Origin of the sequence: Ruminococcus sp. NATIVEDY161, from assembly GCF_045819895.1 — a bacterium.
Lineage (GTDB): Bacteria > Bacillota > Clostridia > Oscillospirales > Acutalibacteraceae > Ruminococcoides.
Genome location: NZ_CP162392.1, coordinates 1,217,724 through 1,230,246, shown reverse-complemented (window position 1 = coordinate 1,230,246; position 12,523 = coordinate 1,217,724). Strand labels below are relative to the sequence as shown.

Annotated in this window: 6 protein-coding genes; 5 read left to right on the top strand and 1 reads right to left on the bottom strand. The window is 51.2% G+C overall.

Annotation, left to right across the window (positions count from 1 at the left end):
* The first annotated feature begins 309 nt into the window (after nt 1-309).
* From rpoB to AB1I50_RS05950, 4 genes are all read left to right on the top strand, one after another.
* Nucleotides 310-4,032, top strand: a complete 3,723-nt coding sequence (gene rpoB / locus AB1I50_RS05965; protein ID WP_407725294.1) for a DNA-directed RNA polymerase subunit beta — start codon at nt 310-312, stop codon at nt 4,030-4,032.
* Between the two features lie 15 nt (nt 4,033-4,047).
* Nucleotides 4,048-7,623, top strand: coding sequence for a DNA-directed RNA polymerase subunit beta' (gene rpoC, locus AB1I50_RS05960; protein ID WP_407725293.1), 3,576 nt, complete (start codon nt 4,048-4,050; stop codon nt 7,621-7,623).
* Between the two features lie 114 nt (nt 7,624-7,737).
* Nucleotides 7,738-8,973 carry an ATP-binding protein gene (locus AB1I50_RS05955; RefSeq protein ID WP_407725292.1) on the top strand — a complete coding sequence of 412 codons (1,236 nt, stop codon included), beginning with the start codon at nt 7,738-7,740 and terminating at the stop codon, nt 8,971-8,973.
* A 32-nt stretch (nt 8,974-9,005) separates the two neighbouring features.
* Nucleotides 9,006-10,343 carry a peptidoglycan-binding protein gene (locus tag AB1I50_RS05950; protein WP_407725291.1) on the top strand — a complete coding sequence of 446 codons (1,338 nt, stop codon included), beginning with the start codon at nt 9,006-9,008 and terminating at the stop codon, nt 10,341-10,343.
* Between the two features lie 310 nt (nt 10,344-10,653).
* On the opposite strand, the gene AB1I50_RS05945 is transcribed toward AB1I50_RS05950, so the two are convergent.
* A complete protein-coding gene (locus AB1I50_RS05945) occupies nt 10,654-11,601 on the bottom strand; it encodes a D-2-hydroxyacid dehydrogenase (RefSeq protein WP_407725290.1) in 948 nt (315 codons plus the stop codon).
* A 95-nt stretch (nt 11,602-11,696) separates the two neighbouring features.
* On the opposite strand from AB1I50_RS05945, the gene AB1I50_RS05940 reads away from it, so the two are divergent.
* Complete coding sequence (locus AB1I50_RS05940) at nt 11,697-12,404, top strand: HAD family hydrolase (protein WP_407725289.1); 708 nt, start codon at nt 11,697-11,699, stop codon at nt 12,402-12,404.
* Nucleotides 12,405-12,523 lie beyond the last annotated feature (119 nt).

Below are 12,523 nucleotides of genomic sequence, written 5' to 3'. Positions count from 1 at the left end.
GCTCCACGGATTTTAATTCCTTTGGAGCATTAACTGTTAAAAAAGTATTAAATTATATTAAAAACCTTTAAAAACCCTCTTGACAACTTGCCGAAACAGGCGTAGAATAGTAAAATGTACCATAATGGGGATATGTACGAAAAGGCTTGAATTTTTTCGAAAAAAAACCTTTTGACAAGGGGATATTATCACAAAAAGTTCTCTGTGTCAAGATGTTTTTTATTGATATTTTTTTGAGCGGCTTTTTGCGGCTTGCACCGCGCATTACATATCCTTATGAAGTCGAAAAAATAAAAGGAGTGAACGCCAATGGTAAATGTCAAACCCGTAAAACTGGGCAACACCGAGAGAATGAGCTTTGGCAAGATTGATGAAGTTATCGACATGCCGAACCTTATCGAGGTGCAGAAGGAATCCTACAATTGGTTCCTTAACGAAGGCCTTGAGGAAGTGTTTAAGGACGTTTCCGGCATTACCGACTATCAGGACAACCTTGTCCTCGATTTTATTGATTATACTCTCGACATCGAGCACCCCAATTACAGCGTAATTGAGTGTAAGGTAAGAGACGCCACATATTCGGCAGCTTTGAGGGTTACCGCCCGTCTGCTCAATAAATCCACCGGCGAAATTAAAGAAAGCAACGTCTTTATGGGCGACTTCCCGCTGATGACTCCCAGCGGAACCTTTGTAATCAACGGCGCGGAGCGTGTTATTGTATCACAGCTCGTTCGTTCTCCGGGCGTTTATTACAAGATGGATCACGACAAAACCGGTAAAAAGCTCTACTCCACCACCGTTATCCCCAACCGAGGCGCGTGGCTCGAGTACGAGACCGACATAAACGACGTTTTCTATGTTCGTATTGATAAGAACAGAAAGCTTCCCGTAACATCCTTCATCAGAGCTCTCGGACTTGGTTCCGACGCCGAAATCCTCGACTTCTTCGGTGACGACGAGCGAATGAAGGCGACTATCGAAAAGGATCAGGCTCACAACATTGAGGAAGGTCTTATCGAGGTTTACAAAAAGCTCCGTCCGTCGGAGCCCCCGACAGTTGACAGCGCGCAGATTCATATCAACAACCTGTTCTTCGACGAGAACCGTTACGATATGTCAAGAGTCGGCAGATATAAATACAACAAAAAGCTCGGTATCGCAAACCGCCTTGCAGGCAACACCCTTGCCGAGCCGCTCGCAAATCCGCGCACAGGCGAGGTTATGGCGCTCAGAGATGAGAAAATCTCCAAGGAGAAGGCTCTCGAGATTGAGAACGCCGGCGTAAACGTAGCTTATGTAAAGAACTCCGAGGGCGAGACCGTTAAGATTATCTCTAACGGCATGGTAGATATCGGCTGCTACGTTGACTTTGACGCCGAGGCAGAGTGCGATATCAAGGAGAATGTACGCTTTGACGTTCTCTGCGAAATTCTCGATTCTGCCGAGAACGAGGAGCAGCTCAAGGAAATGCTCACCGACCGCGCCGCAGAGCTTGTTCCCAACCACATCACCGTTGAGGACATCTTTGCTACAATCAACTACCTCAACTGCGTTGCAAATGGTATCGGCAACACCGACGACATTGATAACCTCGGCAACAGACGTATCCGCTGCGTAGGCGAGCTTCTCCAGAACCAGTTTAGAATTGGTTTTTCAAGACTTGAAAGAGTAGTAAGGGAGAGAATGACAACCCAGTCTCAGGATATGGATTCGCTCTCGCCTAACTCGCTTATCAATATCCGTCCCGTAACCGCGGCAATCAAGGAGTTCTTCGGTTCTTCCCCTCTGTCGCAGTTTATGGATCAGACAAACCCCCTCGCGGAGCTTACACACAAGCGCCGTCTGTCAGCGTTAGGCCCCGGCGGTCTGTCGCGTGACCGCGCAGGATTTGAGGTTCGTGACGTACACTACACCCACTACGGACGTATGTGTCCTATCGAGACTCCTGAAGGACCTAACATCGGTCTTATCTCGTACCTCGCTTCCTTCGCGAAGATCAACAAGTACGGTTTTGTAGAGGCTCCCTTCCGCAAAATCGACAAGGAGACCGGCGTTGTTACCGACGAGGTTGTTTATATGACCGCGGACGTTGAGGATAACTACTACGTTGCTCAGGCTAACGAACCCCTCGACGAAAACGGCAGATTTGTTCACAAAAGAGTTGTAGGACGTTACCGCGACGAGTTCGTGGAGCTTCCTGCAAACCGCTTTGATTATATGGACGTATCGCCTAAGATGGTTGTTTCCGTCGCTACGGCGATGATTCCGTTCCTTGAAAACGACGACGCAAACCGTGCCCTCATGGGCGCGAACATGCAGCGCCAGGCTGTTCCGCTTCTCCGTTCCGAGGCTCCTGTTGTAGGTACCGGTATGGAGTACAAGGCAGGTACCGACTCCGGCGTATGTATCCTCGCTGAGGAGGACGGCGTTGTTATGAGCGTTGACGCGCGCAACATCCGCGTTCAGTACGACAGCGGCAGGGTTCAGGACTTTGAGGTTATCAAGTTCCTGCGCTCAAACCAGGGCACCTGCTTCAACCAGCGCCCGATTGTTGAGAGAGGCCAGCGCTTTAAGAAGGGCGAGGTTCTCGCGGACGGCCCGGCTACCGATAACGGCGAAATCGCCCTCGGTAAAAACGCCCTCATCGGCTTTATGACCTGGGAAGGCTATAACTACGAGGACGCCGTACTGCTCAACGAAAAAATCGTTCGTGACGATGTATACACATCTATCCATATTGAAGAATACGACACCGAGGCACGCGACACCAAGCTCGGACCTGAGGAAATCACACGCGATATCCCCAACGTCGGCGAGGACGTGCTCAAATACCTCGACGAGGACGGTATCATCCAGATTGGCTCCGAGGTTAAGGCAGGCGATATTCTTGTAGGTAAGGTAACTCCCAAGGGAGAAACCGAGCTTACCGCCGAGGAAAGACTGCTCCGCGCAATCTTCGGTGAAAAGGCAAGAGAGGTTCGTGACACCTCCCTGCGCGTTCCCCACGGCGAGTGCGGAACCGTAGTTGACGTTAAGGTATTTACACGCGCCGACAGCCGCAACGAGCTGCAGCCCGGCGTTAACAAGGTAGTAAGAGTTTACCTCGCCTTAAAGCGCAAAATCAGCGTAGGCGACAAGATGGCGGGCCGCCACGGTAACAAGGGTGTTGTTTCGCGTATTCTCCCCGTTGAGGATATGCCCTTCCTGCCCGACGGTACTCCGCTCGACATCGTGCTCAACCCCTTGGGCGTACCTTCACGTATGAACATCGGTCAGGTGCTCGAGGTTCACCTCGGCTACGCGGCAAAGGCGCTTGGCTGGAAGATTATGACGCCGGTATTCGACGGCGCTCATGAGCAGGATATTTTTGCCGCTCTTAAGGACGCAGGCTACAGCGAGGACGGTAAGACATGGCTTATCGACGGAAGAACCGGCGAACGCTTTGACAACCCCGTAACCGTCGGCTATATGTACTACCTCAAGCTGCATCACCTCGTTGACGAGAAAATTCACGCGAGAAGCACAGGCCCGTACTCACTTGTTACACAGCAGCCTCTGGGCGGTAAGGCTCAGTTCGGCGGACAGCGTTTCGGTGAGATGGAAGTTTGGGCTCTCGAGGCTTACGGCGCGGCTTATACACTTCAGGAAATCCTGACGGTTAAGTCGGACGACGTTGTGGGCCGTGTTAAGACATACGAAGCAATCGTCAAAGGTCAGAACATCCCGGCTCCGGGAATTCCCGAGTCGTTCAGAGTTCTTATCAAGGAGCTCCAGTCGCTCTCGCTCGACGTTCGCGTACTCGACCAGCAGGGCGAGGAAATCGACATCAAGCAGAAGTTTGAGGAGGACGAGGACATTGCCGACGCGGCTTCGACCGAGTTTGACGAGGACAGCGTAATGACCTCGATGGACGGCTACACCCTTGATGAAGGCGGAGAAGAAGGCAATATGTTCGACGATTCTCTCGCTGACGAAGAGGAAGATGACGACAACGTATTTGATTTTGACGACTTTGGTTCGGACGAACTTTAATAAGGAGGAAGTAAAATGATAGACAACAATGTTTTTGATTCAATTAAAATCGGTCTTGCTTCCCCCGAGCAGATCAGAGAATGGTCGTACGGCGAGGTAACCAAGCCCGAAACCATTAACTACCGCACACTTAAGCCCGAGCGCGAGGGACTTTTCTGCGAGCGTATTTTCGGACCTACAAAGGACTGGGAGTGCCACTGCGGAAAGTACAAGAGAATCCGCTTTAAGGGCAAAATCTGCGACCGCTGCGGCGTTGAAGTTACAAGAGCCAAGGTAAGACGCGAGCGCATGGGCCACATCGAGCTCGCCGCTCCCGTATCGCACATCTGGTATTTCAAGGGTATTCCGTCAAGAATCGCCCTTATGCTGGACATTTCTCCCAAGGCTTTGGAGAACGTGCTCTATTTCTCACAGTATATAGTAACCGATCCCGGCGACTGCCGCGATCTCTCAAAATATCAGTGCCTTAACGAGGCCGAGTACAACGATATGCGCGAAAAGTACGAGGACGACTTTAAGGCAGGCATGGGCGCCGAGTCAATCAAGGAGCTCCTTGCCGAAATCGACCTCGAAGCGCTCTCCGCAGAGCTTAAAGAGGAGCTCGAGGCGGCTTCGGGACAGAAGAGAATCCGCCTGTTAAAGCGCCTTGACGTTGTAGAGAGCTTCCGCCTTTCGGGCAACCGTCCCGAGTGGATGATTCTCGACGTTGTTCCGGTAATTCCGCCGGATATCCGTCCTATGGTTCAGCTCGACGGCGGACGTTTCGCAACCTCCGACCTCAACGATTTGTACCGCAGGGTTATCAACAGAAACAACCGTCTTAAAAAGCTTCTCGAGCTCAATGCGCCTGAAATCATCATCCGCAACGAGAAGCGTATGCTTCAGGAGTCCGTAGACGCCCTCATCGACAACGGCAGACGTGGACGCCCCGTTACAGGCCCCAACAACCGCGCTCTCAAGTCGCTTTCCGATATGCTTAAGGGTAAGCAGGGACGCTTCCGTCAGAACCTGCTCGGTAAGCGTGTTGACTACTCCGGACGTTCGGTTATCGTTGTAGGCCCTGAGCTTAAAATGTACCAGTGCGGTCTCCCCAAGGAGATGGCTCTTGAGCTGTTCAAGCCCTTCGTTATGAAGCGTCTTGTCGAGACTAAGGCTGAACAGAATATTAAATCGGCGCGTAAGGCTGTTGAGCGTGCAAAGGAAAACGTTTGGGACGCTCTTGAGGTTGTAATCAAGGGACACCCCGTAATGCTCAACCGTGCGCCAACCCTTCACCGTCTCGGTATTCAGGCGTTTGAGCCCGTACTTGTAGAGGGCAGAGCGATTAAGCTCCATCCGCTTGTATGTACCGCGTTTAACGCCGACTTCGACGGCGACCAGATGGCGGTTCACGTACCGCTTTCCGCAGAGGCGCAGGCAGAGGCACGCTTCCTCATGCTTGCGGCAGGCAACCTGCTTAAGCCGTCAGACGGCCAGCCTGTTGCCGTTCCTACCCAGGATATGATCCTCGGCTCTTACTACCTTACTCTTGATAAGGACGGCGAAAAGGGCGAGGGCAAGGTGTTCCGCAACATCGACGAGGTTATGATGGCGTACCAGACCGGCGTTATCGAGCTTCACTCAAAGATTAAGGTTCGCCGCGAAATGGAAATCAACGGCGAGATGTGCAGTGCGCTTGTGGACACCACAATCGGTAAAATCATCTTCAACAACCCCATTCCCCAGGATTTGGGCTTTGTAGACAGAAGTATTCCCGAAAATATGTTTAAGTTCGAGGTAGACTTCCTTGTTAAGAAGGGCGGACTTAAAAAGATTATCGACAAGTGCATCAAGAAGCACGGCACAGCAAGAACCAGCCGTCTGCTTGACGATATCAAGGCTCAGGGCTATAAGTACTCCACCAAGGGCGCAATCACCGTTGCGGTTTGCGACGCGGTTATCCCGCCCGAGAAGAAGGAGATTATCGCCGAGGCTGAGACTAAGATTGACGAAATCCGCAACCAGTTTATGATGGGTCTGCGTTCCGACGAGGAGCGTTACGAGGCTATCCTCAACATCTGGAACCAGGCTACAAACGACGTTACCGCGGCTCTGCAGGGCAACCTCGACCGCTACAACCCCATCTTTATGATGGCGGATTCCGGTGCGCGTGGTAGTATCAGCCAGATTCGTCAGCTCGCGGGTATGCGCGGACTTATCGCCAACACCTCGGGTAAGACAATCGAAATTCCTATCCGTGCTAACTACCGTGAAGGTCTTAACATTCTCGAATACTTTATTTCATCGCGTGGTGCGCGTAAAGGTCTTGCCGATACCGCGCTGCGTACAGCCGACTCGGGTTATCTTACCCGCCGTCTGGTTGACGTATCGCAGGAGGTTATTATCCGCGACGAGGACTGCGGCACTACCGAAGGTCTTGAAATCTTCGACATCAGAGCGATTGAGTCCGATCCCAAGTCGGTTATCGAGCCGCTCAGCGAGCGTCTTGTCGGACGTTATCTGCTCGACGACTTCTGCGACGAAAACGGCAACGTGCTCGTTTCAAAGGACGTTATGATGGGCGAGGCCGAGGCTGAAACTATCGTAAATTCAGGCGTACAGAGCGTAAAAATCCGTTCGGTACTCTCCTGCCGCGCAAAGCACGGCGCTTGCCGCAAGTGCTACGGCGCTAACCTTGCCAACCGCCAGCCCGTTACAGTCGGTGAGGCAGTCGGCATTATCGCGGCTCAGTCAATCGGTGAGCCCGGTACACAGCTTACAATGAGAACCTTCCACACCGGCGGTGTTGCAAACGCTGAGGATATCACCCAGGGTCTTCCGCGTGTTGAGGAGCTGTTTGAGGCGAGAAAGCCCAAGAGCCTCGCAATCATCAGTGAAATCGACGGTGAGGTTAGGTTTGAGGAAATCAAAAACGCCCGTCACGCGGTTATCTTCAACAAGGATACAGGCGAGGAAAAGACATATCTTATCCCCTTCGGCTTCCGCGTAAAGGTTATGGAGGGCGACCAAATCCGCAAGGGTGACACAATCACCGACGGTTCGGTCAACCCCCACGATATTCTCGATATTCTCGGTCCCGACGCGGTTATGAACTACCTTATCTCGGAAGTTCAAAAGACCTACCGTCTCCAGGGTGTTGAAATCAACGACAAGCACATCGAGGTAATTGTACGCCAGATGATGCGTAAGGTTAAGGTTGACGACGCCGGAGATACAGGCTTTATGTCAGGCCAGACCTACGACAAGAACGACGTGCTCTACGAGAACGAGCAGATTAAAAAGCGTATTGCGGCAGGCGAGGAGGGCCTCAGAGAAGCCACCTTCACCCAGCAGCTCCTCGGTATTACCAAGGCTGCGCTCGCGACCGACAGCTTTATGTCAGCCGCTTCGTTCCAGGAGACCACAAGGGTTCTCACCGACGCCGCTATCAAGGGCAAGGTGGACTCGCTTGTCGGCCTTAAGGAGAACGTTATCATCGGTAAGCTTATCCCTGCCGGCACAGGTATGCAGAGATACGCAAGCGTCAAGCTCGAAAGCAACAAGCCCGTGCTTGTTTCGGACGACACAAATCTTGACGAGATTGATTTTTAACCAATAATTATAAAAAGGCAAGCTGTAACGGCTTGCCTTTTGTTTGTGTAAAACCTTGACTATCCCGATAAAAAAGGGTAAAATATAGGGTGAATTAGTTTAAGGACAGATTTTATGAATAATCTTATTAAGACAAAGCTCGGCTTATCGGCTCTGTCAATTTTCAGGGGGATAATGAACCGCTCCGTGCCGAGGGCTTTTTTCAGGCTTTTGTGCTCGGCGGATAAAAAGCCGGAGGAGTTTTTGGACGCCTACGGCGGATTTATCTCGCTTATCTCAGAGCGCGGCTGTCTCGACAGCCTTGCCTACGCCTTAACCGAGGCTGCGCTTTTTGACGATAACTGCTTTACCAGAGCCGCGGCAGGCGGAACTCAAAACGACCTTCCAGAAGGCGTACTCTCGGCGGTTAAGCACGACTGCGAGGCGATTTTGTCCGCGGCAAACCTCAGCGCCGACGAGGTGCTGAGCTCATACGCTTATTTTGACGAAATCGCGGAGATTGCCGGTACCCTGCCAAAGTGGAAGTGCGGCGACTGCGCCGAGAGCTTCAAAATGTTCGACGGCTCGCTCGATAAAATCGCGAAGTGGTACCGCGAAAACGGCTGCGGAATGTTCGCGCGTTACAAGGCGTTTGTATGGCGCGGCGGCGATATTCAGCCGGTCGCTCATCACGACACAATCTCTATCGACGATTTTACCGGCTATGAACGCCAGCGCCAAAAGGTTATCGACAACACCGTCGCGTTTATCGAGGGAAGAAGCTGCAACAACTGCCTGCTCTACGGCGATATGGGCACAGGCAAAAGCTCGACCGTCAAGGCGGTTGCGAACCGCTTTAGGAAGGACGGCCTGAGGATTGTCGAAATCCCCAAGGAACGGCTGATTGACTTTCCGCTTTTGGTTGACAAAATCGCCGCTCTGCCGATGAAGTTTATAATCTTTATCGACGACTTGTCGTTCCAACATCAGGATCAGAGCTATACCGCGCTTAAGGCGGTGCTCGAGGGCGGACTTTCCGCTCGTCCCGATAACGCCCTGATTTACGCCACCTCAAACCGCAGGCACATTGTCAAGGAAAGGCTTTCCGACCGCAGCTTTGAGGTTGACGACGTAAACACGAGGGATAATATGCAGGAAACCCTGTCGCTTTCCGACAGGTTTGGTTTGGCGGTGTGCTACACCGTTCCGGAAAAAAAAGAATTTATCGGCATTGTCTGCGCGCTTGCCAAGGAACGCGGACTTGATATGTCAGAGGACGAGCTCGCCATGGGAGCGGAACGCTTTGCCCTGTCAAGGGGCGGAAGGTCTCCGCGCTGCGCAAAGCAGTATGTAGAGTCCCTGCTGTGCTGATATAAATTCACTTGTTACTACGGAGGATTATTATGAAAAAACTGATTGCAGGTATTCTTTGCGCTGTTTTAGTGCTCGGCACTGCGCTTTCGCTTTCGGGCTGCGGCGACAAAAATTACCCGGTAAAGATTGCCAATTTGACCATTGATAAAGAGCCCAAGAGCATTGTTGTGCTCGATCCGAATTCGGCTGATATTATCTCGTATATGGGCTACGACGTTAAGATTGTCGGCAGAAGCCGCGAGGTTGACCAAAAGTACCTAGGCGTCGCTCCCGTTATGGGTTCTGCGGTAAGCCCGAGCGTTCAGGATATCATCGACTCCGGCGCGACGGTTGTTTTCGCCAACGAGGGCTTGAACGACGATTTTGAGCAGAGCCTTGAAAAGGAAGGAATTGCTGTTATCAAGATGTCGGTTGCCGAAACTCCCAAGCAGCTCGAGACAAACTACCACACAATCGGTAAAATCCTCGGCGGTAACGACGACGGCGACGCAAAAGCGGCTTCGTCCTACGACAAGCTAATCTCAGCGATGGAGCAGAGAAAGAGCGAGGCTTCCGCAAAAAATGCTACTGCTCTCGATACGGTTTGCTACCTCTACTACGAGCAGGGCGGACTTAGACTGATGACAAGTGGCACCTACGGCGATATGCTCCTCGGCTATACAGGTTCGGTTAACGTAGCTGTCAACATTGATGAAAACAAGGTTGACGTTAACACATTAAAGGTTGCAAATCCCAAGTACATTTTCTATGCCGACGACAACACGCTCAAGGCTGTTCAGGCAGATCCCGTGCTCTCAAAGCTCGCGGCTGTTACAGGCGGCAAGACAATGCAGATTACAAAGGACGAAATGAGCCGTCAGGGACTTACCGCTCTCGAAACTCTCGAGAAGATGATTGGCTTTATCCATCCGGAGCTTGCAAAGGCTCAAAAGGCTTCAGAGCCTACTCAGCAGACCGAGACCAAACCTGCCGAAACCCAGGCTGCTACTCAGGCGGCTACCGAAGCCGCTACCCAAGCGGCGGCTCAGACTGCCGCAACTCAGGCGGCAACACAGCCTGCGGCGGCAACATCGGTTGCGGATAAATACAAGATTGACCTCAAGGATTTGAGCCTTAAGGAAGAGGACGACAACGACGACGTTAAGGCTATGCAGCAGAGACTCTTCGACCTCGGCTACGTGAGTGACAAGGAGAACATCACAGGCTACTTCGGTGAAATCTCAAAGAAGGCTGTCAGCGCGTTCCAGAAGGCAAGCGGAATCAAGGAGACAGGCGAGGCGGACAACGCCACCCTCGTTAAGCTCTTTGCAAGCGACGCGAAAAAGTCCGACACCGCCGTTGACGAAAGCTCGGCAAGCGAGGAATAATTAATAAGCAATAAGTAAGGTTGTCAACCAATTTGCAAATTTGGTTGACAGCCTGATTTTTATGTTTCTTAAAGCCTCCACCGCTTGCGGGGAAGGTGGCAGACGCAGGATTTACCGCTAAGTAAATCTTCGGGCATTAAACTTATTGACAAAACAAAACCTACGTTCCCGACTTGCGCACCGCCGCCGCGGTCGGAGGGGGCAGACGCAGGATTTACCGCTAAGTAAATCTTCGGGAATAAAAGGTTTCGGGAAATCATACCTATATTCCCGACCGAAATTATCCACTATCCATTGTCAATTTTCAATTTTAAACAACGCGGTTCAATCTCTCTCCTCGGTAAAAGCTCTTTATGTTCTCCACCACAATGTCAATCAGCCTTTGCCTTGTCTCAACAGGCGCCCAGGCGATGTGCGGAGTTATAATGCAGTTCGGCGCGTCCATCAGTATGCAGTCCTCGACCATCGGCTCAACCGCGAGCGTATCAATGCACGCTCCGCCGATTTTGCCGTCTTTAAGCGCGCGGTACAAATCCTGCTCGACCATAACTCCGCCCCTCGCGGTGTTGACGAACAGCGCGGAGCGTTTCATCTTTTCAAACGCGGCTTTGTCAAACATATTTTGGCTGTCATCATTCAGCGGACAGTGCACCGTCACAATGTCGCTCTCCCTCAGCAGGGTATCGAGGTCTGTCTGAGTAACGCCCTCAACATTTTTCTGACTGCGGTTGTACGCGATAACCTTCATCTCAAATGCGTTCGCGATTTTCGCAACCGCCGTGCCGATACTTCCGAGCCCGACAATGCCGATTGTCTTGCCTGCAAGCTCATTGAGCGGATAAACAAACGGCGAGAAGGTCTTGCTGCGCTTCCATTTGCCGTCGCTTACGTATTTTCCGTACTTCGCGGTGTTGTTAAAGTGCTCCAAAATCAGCGCAAAGGTGTGCTGAGCCACGGCGTTTGTGGAGTAAGAGCCTGCGTTGCACACGGCAATTCCGTTTTCACGGCAGTATTCGATGTCGATGTTGTTGTAGCCTGTCGCGAACAGCCCGATATATTTTAAGTTTTTCGCAAGGCGCAGGCTGTTTTTATCGAGCACGGTTTTGTTGCAGAGGATAACCTCAGCGTCCTTAATGCTCTCGGCAACGTCGTCATATTTCAGCAGACCGAATTCCTTTGTCTCGCCCAGCTCGTAAATGGGAGCGGCAGTGACAATTTCGTCAAAAACAGTCTGCGCGTCGGTTATAACAATTTTCATAATATCACCGTTCTAATTATATCGCAGTGATGAAATAATTTCAACTTGCAATTTCATTATATATAAGATATAATTATAAATTAGAGGGTGTGGAAATGTACAAAAATTATTTGTTCGATTTAGACGGCACTTTGCTGCCGATGGATATGCGCAAGTTCACAGAGCTTTATTTGCAGGCTTTGTGCAGGCGCTTTGTGCCCGAAACCGGCGTTGACGCAAAAACGCTCGTAAAGGCTGTTTGGAACGGCGCGGGCGCTATGGCGAGAAACGACGGTATGAGGCTTAATTCCGAGATTTTCTGGAAGACAATGAACACGGTTTGTAACCGCGATATGCGAGTGTTTTCCGATGATTTTGACGACTTCTACCGCAACGAATTTATCGAGGCGAAAAAGGGCACGGGCTTTACCCCCTACGCTAAGAAAACCATTGATTTGTTGAAGAGCAGGGGAGTAAGGCTGATTGTCGCGACAAACCCGATTTTCCCCAAGGCGGCAACCTACCGCCGCATTGAGTGGGCAGGGCTTAATCCGAACGACTTTGAGTACATCACCGTGTACGACAACTGTTCAACTTGCAAGCCGAACCTAAACTACTACGCCGATATCTGCTCATTTTGCGGTATCAAGCCCGAGGAAAGCCTTATGACAGGCAACGACGTAGATGAGGATATGTGCGCCTCGCGCCTCGGCTTCAACACCTTCCTTATCACCGATTGCCTTATCAACCGCAAAAACAAGGATATTTCGGTGTACCGCAACGGCTCTTTCAAGGACTACTACGAATTTTTATTAAATCAATAAAACTGCTGACGTTCCGATTAGGGACGTCAGTTTTTTGCTGCGCAGATAATTCATATATTTTGCCGTAAGCGAAAAATAAAGCTATTAAAATATGATAAAATAACCTTGACTATGATTAT